This is a genomic window from Patiriisocius sp. Uisw_017 (assembly GCF_047731265.1).
Taxonomy (GTDB): domain Bacteria; phylum Bacteroidota; class Bacteroidia; order Flavobacteriales; family Flavobacteriaceae; genus Patiriisocius.
The window spans coordinates 724,013-738,009 of record NZ_CP159835.1; the positions used below are offsets into that span (position 1 = coordinate 724,013).

General features: G+C 36.5%; 10 protein-coding genes. 2 read left to right on the top strand and 8 right to left on the bottom strand.

Features of this window, described 5'->3' with window-relative positions:
- Nucleotides 1-13: 13 nt before the first annotated feature.
- The 3 genes from ABXT67_RS03250 to ABXT67_RS03260 form a co-directional block, all read right to left on the bottom strand.
- Nucleotides 14-1,762: a peptide MFS transporter gene (locus ABXT67_RS03250; protein ID WP_415375855.1), complete on the bottom strand. Its 1,749-nt coding sequence runs from the start codon at nucleotides 1,760-1,762 to the stop codon at nucleotides 14-16.
- A 64-nt stretch (nucleotides 1,763-1,826) separates the two neighbouring features.
- The gene (locus ABXT67_RS03255; RefSeq protein ID WP_415375856.1) at nucleotides 1,827-3,212 is read right to left on the bottom strand and encodes a peptide MFS transporter; all 1,386 of its coding nucleotides are present in this window, start codon (nucleotides 3,210-3,212) and stop codon (nucleotides 1,827-1,829) included.
- A 22-nt stretch (nucleotides 3,213-3,234) separates the two neighbouring features.
- Nucleotides 3,235-5,412 (bottom strand): S9 family peptidase, encoded by a 2,178-nt coding sequence (locus tag ABXT67_RS03260; RefSeq protein WP_415375857.1) that lies wholly within the window; start codon nucleotides 5,410-5,412, stop codon nucleotides 3,235-3,237.
- Nucleotides 5,413-5,577: 165 nt separating this feature from the next.
- On the opposite strand from ABXT67_RS03260, the gene ABXT67_RS03265 reads away from it, so the two are divergent.
- Both ABXT67_RS03265 and ABXT67_RS03270 read left to right on the top strand, forming a co-directional pair.
- Nucleotides 5,578-6,918, top strand: coding sequence for a hydroxymethylglutaryl-CoA reductase, degradative (locus ABXT67_RS03265; protein ID WP_415376912.1), 1,341 nt, complete (start codon nucleotides 5,578-5,580; stop codon nucleotides 6,916-6,918).
- Between the two features lie 4 nt (nucleotides 6,919-6,922).
- Nucleotides 6,923-7,834, top strand: a complete 912-nt coding sequence (locus tag ABXT67_RS03270; protein WP_415375858.1) for a GYDIA family GHMP kinase — start codon at nucleotides 6,923-6,925, stop codon at nucleotides 7,832-7,834.
- A 239-nt stretch (nucleotides 7,835-8,073) separates the two neighbouring features.
- Here ABXT67_RS03270 and ABXT67_RS03275 read toward each other — a convergent pair whose 3' ends face one another.
- The 5 genes from ABXT67_RS03275 to ABXT67_RS03295 form a co-directional block, all read right to left on the bottom strand.
- Nucleotides 8,074-10,197, bottom strand: coding sequence for a peptidylprolyl isomerase (locus ABXT67_RS03275; protein WP_415375859.1), 2,124 nt, complete (start codon nucleotides 10,195-10,197; stop codon nucleotides 8,074-8,076).
- 282 nt (nucleotides 10,198-10,479) lie between these two features.
- Entirely contained in the window at nucleotides 10,480-11,676 is a 1,197-nt protein-coding gene (locus ABXT67_RS03280; RefSeq protein ID WP_415376914.1) for a hemolysin family protein, read from the bottom strand.
- A 171-nt stretch (nucleotides 11,677-11,847) separates the two neighbouring features.
- On the bottom strand, nucleotides 11,848-12,057 hold the full coding sequence (locus tag ABXT67_RS03285; RefSeq protein WP_415375860.1) for a hypothetical protein: 210 nt from the start codon (nucleotides 12,055-12,057) through the stop codon (nucleotides 11,848-11,850).
- Nucleotides 12,047-12,625, bottom strand: a complete 579-nt coding sequence (lptC, locus tag ABXT67_RS03290; protein WP_415375861.1) for an LPS export ABC transporter periplasmic protein LptC — start codon at nucleotides 12,623-12,625, stop codon at nucleotides 12,047-12,049. Before lptC ends, ABXT67_RS03285 begins: the two co-directional genes overlap by 11 nt.
- A gap of 2 nt (nucleotides 12,626-12,627) precedes the next feature.
- On the bottom strand, nucleotides 12,628-13,992 hold the full coding sequence (locus ABXT67_RS03295; protein ID WP_415375862.1) for a tetratricopeptide repeat protein: 1,365 nt from the start codon (nucleotides 13,990-13,992) through the stop codon (nucleotides 12,628-12,630).
- Nucleotides 13,993-13,997 lie beyond the last annotated feature (5 nt).

Here is a 13,997-nt window from a genome sequence, read left to right on the forward strand (position 1 = left end):
AATTGTGATGAATTTATCTAACTCCGTGCATAAGTTTCTTGATAACTGGATATAGAAGTGCCGATAAGACTCCCAATCCTACTGCGACTGCTGTAAGTATCCAGAAAAAATAACTCAGTCCTTCAGTTTGCGCAATACCTTCTGAAGCTTCCCCAAATACACCAGCCAGTTTCATACCTATTGCTACCGCTAAATACCATACTCCGAACATCATTGCAATCATTCGTCCTGGAACTAATTTACTTACATAAGACAATGCTACGGGTGAAATACAAAGCTCCCCCATTGTATGGAAAAAGTATACTAAAATCAACCATATCATACTTACCGCTGCTGTCTCTGCACCGGCAGGAATATCAGATGCTCCTATTGCAACACACGCCATACCAATCCCTAAAAGAATCATACCGATAGCATATTTCATATTCGCATTTGGGTTATATTTACTCTCCCACCATTTAGAAAAAAGAGGCGCCATTGCTATAATGAATAATGAATTTAAAACTCCAAACCAAGAGGCCGGAACCTCAGCAATATCCTTTTGAAATTCAGTAAACAACATCCAAATAGCTATTATCCATATAATTACAAAACTTAATGCCAAAAATATATTTGACAGCGCATACTTAGCAAATGTTTTCTTAAACAACAACCATAACACCCAAGTTATAATACCAAGAGGAATTAGGGTCATTAATGAATTAACAACTTTAAAAATCAAAGCTGTATCACCTTCTAAAACTCTTTGCGTATAATCTCGAGCAAAAATGGTCAAAGAACTGGGAGCTTGTTCAAAAATTGCCCAAAAGAAAATTGTTATAAACGCAAAAAACACAACCGCTATCATTCGATCTCTAACGATACGTGTGTATTTTGGAATCCTTACAATCAACAATAATATAAATAATATCAAGGCAAAAATTATAATTACATTTGGACCAGATATTCCAAAAGCTTCAAAATCAAAAAGATTGTATTCACCATTACTGATTTTTGCCACAGGATCATTCAAAATCCAAGCTAGACCTAATACAGAAGAAACCGCAATCAAGACTAACTGAAATGGAGTAAAAGGGTTTAACTTATTCTCATCTAAAGAAACATCTATTGTTTCATCAATTTCTTTAGAAGGTTTTGTTCCTATATCGCCAAAGATTTCTTTTGCAAACCAAAACTGCAATAAACCAAACAACATAAAAATTCCTGCTATCCCAAATCCCCAGCTCCAGCCTATTGTTTCCCCTAGATATCCACAAAGCAAAATCCCTAGAAACGCTCCAGCATTAACACCCATATAAAAAATAGTATAAGCTCCATCCTTTTTCTCAGGTTTATCTGCGTACATTTCTGATATAATTGAAGTCATATTTGGCTTAAAGAAACCACTTCCAAAAACAAGTAATGTTAACCCCGTATAAATGAAAAAAGGAGTTTCGACCGCCATAGCACCGTGGCCTAAGGTCATAAGCAAAGCCCCGATGACTACTGCCCATCTGTATCCAATTTTTTTATCTGCCATATAACCACCCAATAACGTGGATAAATAAACTAAAGAGGTATAGGTCCCAAAAATTGCAAACGCATGTTCTCTAGGCCACCCCCAACCACCATCCATTAATGATGCAGTAAAAAACATAACCAATAAAGCACGCATTCCGTAATAAGAGAATCGTTCCCACATTTCTGTAAAGAATAAAACAAATAAACCAGCTGGGTGGCCTATAACTTTGTCTTTAAATAAATTTTCAATATCTGTACTCATATAATTGATTTTAAGTGAATGGTAAAAACAGAAAAACTTTATAGAAAAATATTAGATAAATTTTTTAATTGTCTGCTAATTCAAAACCTTCAGCTTCGTCATGCATTACTCTTTCATTATCTTCTGCCCCATGTGTTAGTTTTTCTAATTTTTTACGGAATACCATTACCAACAATCCAAAAATAACACAGAACACAGCAATACCCGTGAAAATTGTAAATTCCCCTAGTGATTCTGAAGCTTCTCCTAACAATCCAGCTAATTTATTTCCAAAGCCAGTCATTGCAAAATAAACACCCATCATTAGAGAGGCGTATTTTAGAGGGGCCAATTTTGTAATATAAGATAAGGCAACTGGAGAAATGCAAAGTTCACCGACCGTATGGAATAAATATGCTAAAACCAACCAGTACATTGCAGAAGACCCGTTTGTTTCATATTGACCAGCAGCAGCGGTCATAAAAAAGAAACCAGTACCCATTATTATAAGTCCAATTATCATTTTAAATAATGAAGTAGACACCTTCCCTTTTAATTTTCTAGCTGCCCAATATGCTGCAACACTAGTCCCTAAGAAAATAATAAACATTGCATTTAACGATTGGAACCAAGAGGCAGGAACTTCCCAACCCATTAACATTCGATTTGTTTTTTCGGAAGCATAGATATTCATCAATCCCCCAGCCTGTTCAAAAGCACCCCAAAAAACGATTACTAATAAGAAAGAAATAAACAAAACAACAACTCGATCTTTCTCTATTTTAGTTAAAGGTTTTTTCATTGCCGCTTTTTCTTCTTCATTTTCTGAAGCTCCTAAGAAGTTTCCAACGTTTTTTAAATGTTTTTGTCCTGCAAGATATTGTACGAGACCCAATGCCATTCCTATGCCAGCTAAACCGAATCCATAATGCCAACCGTGAACCTCTCCAACATAACCAACTATTAAAGCGGCTAAAAATGCTCCTACGTTGATACCTATATAAAATATTGTAAATCCTTTATCCCTTCTTATATCTCCTTGTTTGTAGAGACCACCAACCATTGTTGAAATATTCGGTTTCAATAAACCAACACCTCCAATAATAAGCCCAAGACCGGTATAAAAGGCCCACATTTGTTCTACTGCCAAGATACTATGTCCAGCAACTAGTAAAACCCCACCGTACAACACAGCCCTTTTCTGTCCAAAAAATTTATCTGCAAGCCAACCGCCAGGAATAGAAGCTACATATACTAGCATTGTATACCAACCATAGAGAGCCAGGGCTTCCCCATTACTCCAACCTAACCCCACATTATCACCAGATGTGGCTGCTACTAAATAAAGCACTAAAATTGCGCGCATTCCATAGTAGGAAAACCGTTCCCACATTTCTGTAAAAAATAGAACGTAAAGTCCTACTGGATGACCAAATAACTCTTTTTGTTTAGGTTGTACTGCTGTTGACATAATTATTTGTTTTGGTTAGTAATTATAAATTCTCTTTAATAAAATTTGTCATTTTAGTATATAGATGCAGGCGTGTGTTACCTCCATAAATTCCGTGGTTTTTGTCTGGGTAAATCGCCCAATCAAATTGCTTATTTGCTTGAACCAATGCTTCCACAAGACGTGTTGTATTTTGCACGTGTACATTATCATCTGCACTCCCGTGTACCAATAAAAAATCTCCTTCTAGTTTATCCACGTGATATATAGGAGAATTGTTATCATAACCACCTGCATTTTCTTGAGGAGTGGTCATATAACGCTCTGTATAAATAGTATCGTAAAACCTCCAGCTGGTTACAGGCGCTACGGCAATGGACATTTCAAAAGTATCTGCTCCTTGAAACAAACAATTAGCCGCCATAAAGCCACCATAACTCCATCCCCATATTCCAATACGGTTGGCATCAATATATGGCCTTCCCCCCAATGCTTTAGCCGCTGCAATCTGGTCTTCTACTTCATATTTACCCAATTCGTTTTGCGTTACTTTCTTAAAGTCTCTTCCTTTTAACCCAGTGCCTCTGCCATCAACACAAGCAATCACATAACCCTGTTGTGCCAGCATTTGGTGCCAATAATCGTTTGAACCACCCCAACGATTAGCAACATTTTGAGAACCCGGTCCAGAATACTGATACATAAAAAGCGGGTATTTTTTAGCCGAATCAAAATTGAGCGGTTTGATTAAATACATATTTAAATCCTCACCGTTTACATTAATAGTTGAAAACTCTTTAGGAGAAACCTTATAATCAGCTACCTTTTGTTTTAGCACATTGTTATTTTTAATTTCTCGCAGAACATTCCCTGTTTTTGAATCATTTAAAGTAAATACAAATGGAGTTTCGGTATCATTAAAAGTACCAATGTAATAGCTAAAGTCTGCACTAAAGTTAGCGCTGTTTGAACCTTCCTCTATGGAGAGTCCTTGTTTATTCTTGCCGTTAATTCCTGTGCTATAAACACCTCTGTTTATACTACCATTCTCTGTACTTTGATAAAACACTTTATTTGTTTTCTCATCATAGCCATAATAGTTTGTAACTTCCCAGTTTCCGGTTGTAATCTGGTGTAGTTTTCTGCCATTTTTATCAAAGTGATAAATATGATTCCATCCATCCATCTCACTGGTCCATATAAAACTAGTGTCCGCGAAAAAAGTAAGATTGTCTGTAATATCTACATAAGCAGCGTCTTTTTCTTGTCGCACTAATGACGTGGTGTTTTTAGCCGCATCAACAAAAATTAAGTCTACAACATTTTGCTTGCGGTTAGTGCATTGTACACTCAGAACAGCTGGATCTTTTGTCCATAGAATTCTTGGAATATAATAACTGTTATAGCGTGAAACATCAACATCAACGGTTTCTGCAGAATTTACATCGTATAAATGCAACGAAACCTTCGCATTAGGATCTCCCGCTTTTGGATATTTAAAAACCTGTTGTGAGGGGTACAAATTTGTACCATAAACATCCATCGAAAATCTTGGTACTTCACTTTCATCAAATTTAATATAGGCAATTTTATCTCCCGTAGCATTCCAATCAAAAGCGCGTACAAATGCAAATTCCTCTTCATATACCCAATCTGTAATCCCATTAATAATACTATTCTTTAGACCGTCATTGGTGATTTGCTTTGTAACTCCAGAAACCAAATTCTTCAGATATAAATTATTGTTGTACCCGTAGGCAACTCTAGTACCTTGAAGATTTAAGGTAGGTTCTTGAATGCGATTTTCTGAAACTTGTGTAAGTTGTTTTAAAGCTATATCATAAACAAAATAGGTTCCCAAGGAAGACCTGCGGTACACTTGCTCTAGCTTCGTAGCAATTAACACTTTTGATTCATCATCACTTAACTCATAGGAAATAATGTAATCAACACCTTCTAAATCTTTTGATGAAACCAATGTTTTTTCTTTATTTCCGCTAGCATAATCATACACATCTATGGTAGACGCAGCTAGCGTTCTATCATAATTTAGGGCAGCATACTGGGTTCCATTATTTAAAGATTTTAAGGCGGTTATCCCTTCTGTTCTAAAAGAACCATTCCATATTTCTTCTAAAGTAATGTCTTTTTTCTGTGCTAAGGCAGTGATGCTAACTAGCAGAAACAGCACGAGCGTGCGAGTGAGGATTGTATACTTCAAATTGTTCTTTTTTTTAGTGACACAAGTTTAATGAAATTTAATCAAAAAAAGATGGTTTTAGTTGACAAATCGGTACTATAATAGCCATAAGAATACCTATGTACTAATTTACGAGTTGTTTTTAGAATGCTGCTTTTACAATCTTGCATCCTCTCTAATTATAGTATCTTTGCAGCTAAAGAACCATTCACAATGAAAAACCCAATATTCGGATTTTCAAAACTGACAAAGACTCAAAAAATTGATTGGATAGCGAACCACTATTTTAATCATAATCCCGAAGCCACTTCGATACTAAAGGCATACTGGAACGATGACCCTTCTTTACAGAAGCTTCATGATGATTTCATAGAAAACACCCTTTCTAATTATTATTTACCACTGGGTGTCGCTCCCAATTTCTTAATCAACGACACGCTTTACACCATACCTATGGTCATTGAAGAAAGCTCTGTGGTTGCTGCTGCGAGCAATGCTGCAAAATTTTGGATCCAAAAAGGAGGTTTTAAAGCAACGGTATTGTCAACTGAAAAAAACGGACAGATCCATCTTGATTATTACGGAAATAAAAAAAATCTTGAATTATTTTTTACGGAAATAAAACCACTCTTATTTGAAAGTATCGCAGACATTCAAAAAAACATGGAGAAACGAGGCGGCGGTTTGCTGAACATTCAACTTAGGAATGTAACTGAAACGCTTTCTGGATATTACCAATTGCGTTGCACTTTTGAAACTTTAGACGCTATGGGCGCCAATTTCATAAACAGTTGCCTCGAAGCAATCGCGACAACATTTGAAGCCGAAGCTCAAAAATTTAAAGCTTTTAAAGACGCCCAACAGTTTCCGAAAGTTGTGATGAGTATTCTCTCTAATTATGTCCCTAATTGCTTAGTGAGGGCAGAAGTGAGCTGCCATGTAAATGATTTAGAACAAAATGACATCAACGGAACTGAATTTGCCGAAAAAATGCTTCGTGCGGTAGCCATTGCAAAAGCATCTCCCAGCAGAGCAGTTACCCATAACAAAGGAATTATGAACGGCATAGATGCCGTTGTTGTAGCCACAGGAAACGACTTCCGTGCTGTGGAAGCTGGAGTCCACGCCTATGCTTCTAAAGACGGAACCTATTCTAGCCTAACACACGCTAGTCTTGAAAATGATATTTTTAAATTTTGGATAGAAATTCCTTTGGCACTAGGCACTGTAGGGGGCCTCACGTCATTGCATCCTATGGTAAAATTCAACCTACAACTTTTAAAAAATCCAAGCGCTAAAGAACTTATGAAGATTGTCGCGGTCGCAGGTTTAGCACAAAACTTTGCTGCTTTGCGCTCTCTTGTGACCACAGGCATTCAAAAAGGACATATGAAAATGCACTTAATGAATATTCTTAACGGCTTACAAGCATCGGAAACCGAAAAGAAAAAAGCAGTTCAACATTTTAAGGAAACGACCATTTCTCAAACCGCGGTTTCAGACTTTATTTCATCTTTAAAGAAGTAAGTAAATGAACTCCCCTTTAAAACAAACATTCTTCAGCTACGGAAAACTATTGCTCACGGGTGAATATGTAGTTCTTGATGGCGCCTTAGCACTTGCGATTCCAACAAAAATGGGACAGTCCTTAATGATAACTAAAACTGAAACTGAAACAATATCCTGGAATAGTTTTGATAGTGATAATAAAAAATGGTTTTCAGCAATTTTTAAAATTGAAGATTTTACAAGTACAGATACTTCTGAAACTGCTACAACACTTTCAAAGATTTTACAAACAGCCCAGGATTTAAATCCCGGATTTTTAAAGCATTCGCAAGGACTCGAAGTAAACACCCATTTAGAATTTCCCAGAGATTGGGGTTTGGGCTCTTCTTCTACCTTATTAAACAATATAGCACAATGGGCAAGCGTAGATGCATACAAATTATTAACACTGAGTTTTGGAGGTAGCGGTTATGACGTGGCGGTAGCAAAGCACCAAAGTCCTATTTTATATTCGGTAAAAAATCATATTCCCAAAACCAGGCCTGTACACTTAGACTGGGATTTTAAAGACGCGCTATTTTTTGTTCACCTCAACAAAAAACAAAACAGCAGAGATGGTATTAATAAATATCGAGAAGCTTCTGTTTCAGAAAAAATATTGGAGACGATTTCAGATTATAGTAAAAAGTTACTGCTTTGTTATTCTTTAAAAGACTTTGAAGCATTGTTAAATGCACACGAGCGAGCCATCTCTAAAATACTTTCGATTCCTACAATAAAGCAACAATTATTTCCTGATTTTCCAAACACCATAAAAAGTCTAGGTGCTTGGGGTGGAGATTTTATTCTGGTAACAGGGAGCTACAAAGAAATGGACTATTTTAAGAAAAAAGGGTATACAACTATGGTTCCTTATTCTGAAATGATTTTGTAAAAACAAATCTTACTTAATGACCAATTGCATCTCTGTTATTCTTAACCTGCCGAAGTATTTTTAAAAGAAACACTCTTTAAAATCACCTTAGAGGTCAATGAGTTTTTTTACAAAGAACACAAAGGGATTTTGGGTCAGTTTACATCTCTTTAAACTCTTATAAAAACGTTATGTCCCTGCGGTTATTCAAAAAAAAAGCCTCCCAAGAGGAGGCTTTTAATTGTATATAATTTGAACTCTTAAAAGAAACTAGCCCTGTTATCTTCTATATCAGCTCCCTTTTTTAACGCTTGGTATACTTTAGTATTTACCGCTGGCGTAGCCGCACTGTTTAGTTGATTGGAATAGCTAGCATAGTTATCTAAGCTTGGAGCTGGATTAACAGCAAGAACTTTTACCATAAACACCCCTTTTTCACCAGCTATTAACCTTGTTGATTCTCCTGCTTTTTTACCAAAAGCAGCACCTACAACTGCAGGCTCAGCACCAGCACCAGCAAGTGTTGGAGCAGCCATTGTTAATGCTGTAGCAGTTTGCACCGTTACACTTTGACTGGTTGCAACCGCCTGTAAGTCTGTTGCAGAAATTGACGTTTGAATTTTTTCTGCTTTTTTCTTGTTGCGCAATTTAGGAGTAACCGTTGCCGAGGCTTCTGCAATACTCAATAATCCTTTTGGGCTTTTACGAGTAAGCTGTGCGATAACATATCCATCTGGTACACTAAATCTTTTTACGTCTCCAACGGAAGTCTCTTCATTAAATGCCCAATTAACAATTGTGCGGTTATTTCCAACCCCTGGGATATTTGCGTCCAAAACACCAATTTTATTTACAGGCTTTAACGCGATTTCCTGAGCATTCGCTATTTCAGTAAAATCTCCTTCTTGTGCAGCAACTTCAAATTTTGATGCATTTGCAAAAGTATCATTTAGGGTTTTTTCTGAAGCCTCTACTTCTTTTATAATGGTAGCTACTTTAATTGCTCTTTGTACATTCCTTCTATCCAATACTTCAACGATGTGAAAACCAAATTCTGTTTCAACTACTTCCCTTGAAGCTATACTATTTTCAAAAATAAAATCGTTGAATGCTGGTACCATCATTCCTGGAGTAGAAAACCCTAAATCACCACCTTTATCGCTGTTTGATTTATCATCTGAAAAGGTTTTAGCTAGTTCTTCAAACTTAGCTGGGCTTTTCTTGATGGCACTGTTCAAACTATCTGCTAGCTTTTTAGCATCTTCCTTTGATCTTGTAATTGCATCTGAAGCTCTCATAGAACCTGCAAAGCGAATTAAGATGTGCTTAGATTGCACTGAATCTGGCATTGTTTTTTCGGCGATAACCTTGGTAATATTATTGGTAGCATCGATTTTATAAGGACCATAAATATCTCCAATATTTATTTTGAAAATCGTATCGGCTATAGAAGCGGGCAATTGAGATTTAAAGAAATATCTATCTTGAAAAGACGCGTCGCTGTTTGCGTTCACAAATTCAGCATAGTTTGTTGTATTTCTCAACCCTTTTACTGTTTCTCTTGCTTTTATATTTGAGTTGTATACTTCACGGTCATTCAAAAACCCAGCAATTTGAGCTTCAGCAGCCTTGATATCATCATCAGATGGAGTTTCAGAAAAAGAAACATATTGGATATCAACTTGAGGCTCTACTTCATACGCTGCTTGATTGCTTCGCATGTAGGCTTCAATTTCAGAATCTGTTATTGTTATATCAGCATCTGGAATTTTAGTGTACGGTATGAATACATATTCTGCATTAATCTTGTCATTCTCAAAACGGTATTGCTGCTCCCCTTCATTTAACGTACTTCGCATACCTGCTTTTACCATATTATAATACGAGTTTTGAAGTGCGCTATTTTTCAGCCCTTCTTCATAATCTAACCATTGTAGATACGCAGTTTGATTATTTCTTTTTACGTCTGCAATGTATTCTTGTACACGCCCTTCGCTATAATTACCATCGGTGTCTTGAAACGTAGAATTTGTTTCCAATCCTAAACGCAATGACTCATCTATAGCCTCTCTTTGAGCTGTTAAACCCAATGCTTCGTATTGTTGTTTTTGCAGCACCGCACGCAACTCACTATCCCAAACTCTTTGCACCGCTTGAGCAGTAGTACCGTTAGGCCCTAAATTGCGTTGTGTGGTCTCTACCTTTTTCATAAAATCATCTCTAGTCAAGCTTTCGCCATTAACAGTTGCTACTGTTGTGAGTGATTTTTCTGAACTAAAACCTCCATTTCGTATTACATCTGAAATGATAAACGAGAATAACGCAAGTGCTATAATAACAACAAGGAAAACCCCTCTTTTTCTAATACTGTTTAATATTGCCATTTTTAAATTTTCTTTAATCCACTCGCATCGAGTGCGGTTTCACAAATTGAGGTGGCGAAAATACCATTTTTAGTGCATTTATAAAAGCAGAATGTAACAAAAAATGTGTTTTCCCTCGGTATTTTAAAGTTAAAGCACGTTCTGTTTCATTTTACTATCGAACATACCCCTAACCCCCTTCAAAGCGGGGAAGTTAATAAGTGAATATAATAGGATAGCATTTGAAGATTATATAAAAATATCAAATTCTGAACAAGGCAAAATTAGCACTACAAAAAAAGACTAAGACTCAACCCGAGCGGGACGCATTTCAACCAATTCTATCTTAGTATTAGAGACCTCCAGAATATGAAAATCATAAGCTGCTATAGTGACCACTTCACCACTTTCCGGAATTCCTGCGGTAAAATTTACAATCATTCCACCTAAGGTTTCGTAGTTTTCGCTTTCTGGAAGGTCTAGCTTGAACAGTTCATTAAGATAATCTACTTCGTGGCGGGCTGAAAACTTATAGTGATTTTCCCCCAATTCTTCTTCGGTTAGGGCCATACTGTCGTGCTCGTCTTCTATTTCGCCAAAGAGTTCTTCAATAATATCTTCTACGGTTATTATTCCGCTCGTTCCACCATATTCATCTACGACCACTGCAATACTTTTGTATTTTTTACTCAAAATATTGAGCACATCTTTTGCCAACATTGTTTCAGGAACAAATACTACTTGCATTAAAATTTTTTCGAGCGTTTCAGGTTTTTTAAAAAGTTCAAAAGAATGAACATAGCCCACGATATCGTCGATATTTTGTTTGTACACCAAAATTTTAGAAAGTCCCGTATCTGTAAAAATCTTGTTGAGTTCTTTAGGAGTTGTAGAAATATCCACCGCAATTACTTCGGTACGAGGAATCATACACTCGCGTGATTTTATTTCAGAAAAATCCAATGCGTTTTGAAAAATCTGAATTTCAGTATCCACCTCATCCTCGGTTTCCACCGTTTCCATTTGCTCGCTAATATAATTTCCTAGTTCCAATTTACTGAAACTTAACTGCACGGTATCTCCTTCGGTTTTAAAAATATATTTCAGTACTAAATCTGAAATCCAAATAATAAATTCTGAAATAAATGTAAATATTATATAGAAAAAGTAAGCGGGCAAAGCAAAAATTTTGACCAAATCATTCGCATAAATCTGAAAAAAAACTTTGGGGAGAAATTCCGCAGTCATTAAAATAACAAGTGTAGAAACTATGGTTTGCATTAGCAATCCTGTTGCTCCGTCTAAGTAAATGTATTGCATTAACAACTCTCCCATAAAAAACCCATACACCACAAGAGCGATGTTGTTCCCCACCAGCATTGTGGCTATAAACTTTGAAGGTCTTTTTGTTAACTTTTTGAGAAGGCCTGCTAAAAAATTATTTTGTTTTTTCTCAATCTCAATGTGGATCTTATTAGAAGACACATAAGCGATTTCCATCCCAGAAAAAAAGGCTGAAAGCAATAGCGATACTGCAATAATGATAAGGTGGTATTCCAAAATGTGTAACTACATAATCCTTGGGTTAGTATTTTGTAGTAGGCTGCAAATATACAAGGAATTCGTTTTCAGTATAACTATATTCGGGGCGTAGTTTCTTAAATACTTTCGTTATTTCTTCCCGTCATCTGTATACCGCTTCTCGACCATTTTACGGAAGCGTCTTTTAAAGAAGAACATAAGTACCGCTACTATGGCAAAGAATATAAACATATAGGCTCTCCCTCGCTCTTCTCCCCAATAGGAATAAACCGCGTATATGGATAACCCTGCCATTACTAAATAGGCATATTCAAATAATTGATAAATTTTACTTCTCATCTTCTTCAATCTTTTTTTCTTGATCTACGAGTTGAACTCCTGAGTTTTTACGTGACAAAAATACGGTAAAATCTTGACTAGAATCAAAACGTGCGCCGTCATTATAAGAACCGTCTTTAAATTTAATTTGGTACGGTTGGTCTGTAAACACCCATTGGTTTTTTTGATCCCAATATAGTTGGTCTGCTTTTAAAACAAGGCTATCACTAGTGATAAGCACCACATTTTCACGAAGGTCTATCATCCCTGTTTCTCCGTACTGTATTGCATAGTCTGAGGTTACAGTACTCATATCTCCATCTTCCCAAAAACGAACTTCTATCCCGTCGGGGAATTCTCTGTACGGAAAATTGTAGTTTGAATAGTCTATGAGGGTAGCAGCTATTAAGTTTGTAACTACTTTACCGCTGTCTGTATACTTTAAATTAATTTCCTTCCCTCTAGAGAAAGGCTGGTCGTCCTTTAAAGACAGTTGTTGTTTGTTTTTATAATTATCTCCACACGCAAAAAGCGTGATGCTCCAAAGGAGCAGCATCACGCTTTTTAAACTATATGGTATTGTATTCATTTTTATAAATTAGGCACTCGTATGCTACCACCTACCCAGCACTTTAAAGACACTGTTTTTCCAGCCATTCCTGCTGAGAAAATATCTGCTTTTTGCGGCGCTCTTGCTCTATAGCTAGTTGCTGCTGATCGTGCATTATCTGCAATAGATGGATCTACTCTTGCTGCTCTGTCTGCGTACTCTGCTGCTTTCCAGTTTACTGCTCTCTTTTCAAAAACAGTACCCCCACAACTATTTGAGCTTTTAGCAATCATTTGTGCGATTTTTAAATAAGCAATTCCTGCGTTAGGCTTTACTTTAAGCATTTTGTTATAATATGATCTAGCCGGACCATAGCTTCCAGACTTGCGTTTTTCTTCTGCAATCTTATAGTAAATTCTTGCTTGACTATTGGGATCTGTTTGCATTCCCGCTGACTCCTCAAAATACGCTAATGCTTTTTCACTGTTTCCTTTTTGGGACTCTAACTGTCCCAGGTACATTTTTGTATTCGCCGATGGCTCTAATCTATCTAATTGCTCTACTAGCTTTATAAACAATGGATCGTCTGTACAATCTTTACCTGAGAGTCTTCCAGCAGCATTACGAATCCACTTTATATCGTCTTTCTTTTCCTCAAAATCTTTATTATATAACGGAACCAAGTTTGGACAATCGGCAACGTTTCCTAATTTGCTATCCACACTCCCTTTTACTTTCCCGAAAATCCCTAAGTTTTTCTCATAGGCTTTTAATCGCTTTTTGTCCTTCGAGCTTAACGTATCTCCATTTTCTTCTCTTTCAATAAGTGCCGTCAATTTTTGAGCTAGTTTCCCTTCTTCTTGCTCCATTTTATTTTTTACAACATCATATAAATCAAAAACATCTTGTAAGTCTTTTTTACCATCGCTGTATAAATCTTTTGCCAAAGAAAAATACGTATATAAACCTTTAGGGCTCGTAAAGTTTTCAGCATCTCTTTTAAATGCGGTATCAAACGCATTAAACTGATCTTGCATCGTACCGATTTTGTTATTGTATTTTACTTGTGCAAGATCGCTCAATACATCTCCTTCTTTTACTCGAGTTGGATAGTATTGCGCACTCATTTTATACATTTGCTCCAACTCGGTAAATTTTGACACATCACCTTTACCTATAAAATCTTTAAACATTCTTTCAGCATATTGATACACTGCATAAGAAGATTGGGGGCATTCTTTGACTACTTTGTCGTAATATGTATAGGCTTGTTGGTAATTTTTTGCTTTGGCCGGTGCTGTAAATAAGGATACAGTTGCGGCGCACCCTTGTGTGTCTTGGGCAAAAGCTGTGTTGCTAATTGTGAGTGCAACAAGTGCTATTATTAAAAGTGCTATTCTTTTCATTGTGA

Excerpts from the sequence above, each read along its gene's own strand:
- ABXT67_RS03250 (WP_415375855.1), bottom strand. The coding sequence starts at position 1,762 with ATGAGTACAGATATTGAAAATTTATTTAAAGACAAAGTTATAGGCCAC.
- ABXT67_RS03295 (WP_415375862.1), bottom strand. The coding sequence starts at position 13,992 with ATGAAAAGAATAGCACTTTTAATAATAGCACTTGTTGCACTCACAATT.
- ABXT67_RS03275 (WP_415375859.1), bottom strand. The coding sequence starts at position 10,197 with ATGGCAATATTAAACAGTATTAGAAAAAGAGGGGTTTTCCTTGTTGTT.
- ABXT67_RS03280 (WP_415376914.1), bottom strand. The coding sequence starts at position 11,676 with ATGGAAATCGCTTATGTGTCTTCTAATAAGATCCACATTGAGATTGAG.
- lptC (WP_415375861.1), bottom strand. The coding sequence starts at position 12,625 with ATGAATACAATACCATATAGTTTAAAAAGCGTGATGCTGCTCCTTTGG.
- ABXT67_RS03270 (WP_415375858.1), top strand. The coding sequence starts at position 6,923 with ATGAACTCCCCTTTAAAACAAACATTCTTCAGCTACGGAAAACTATTG.
- ABXT67_RS03255 (WP_415375856.1), bottom strand. The coding sequence starts at position 3,212 with ATGTCAACAGCAGTACAACCTAAACAAAAAGAGTTATTTGGTCATCCA.
- ABXT67_RS03285 (WP_415375860.1), bottom strand. The coding sequence starts at position 12,057 with ATGAGAAGTAAAATTTATCAATTATTTGAATATGCCTATTTAGTAATG.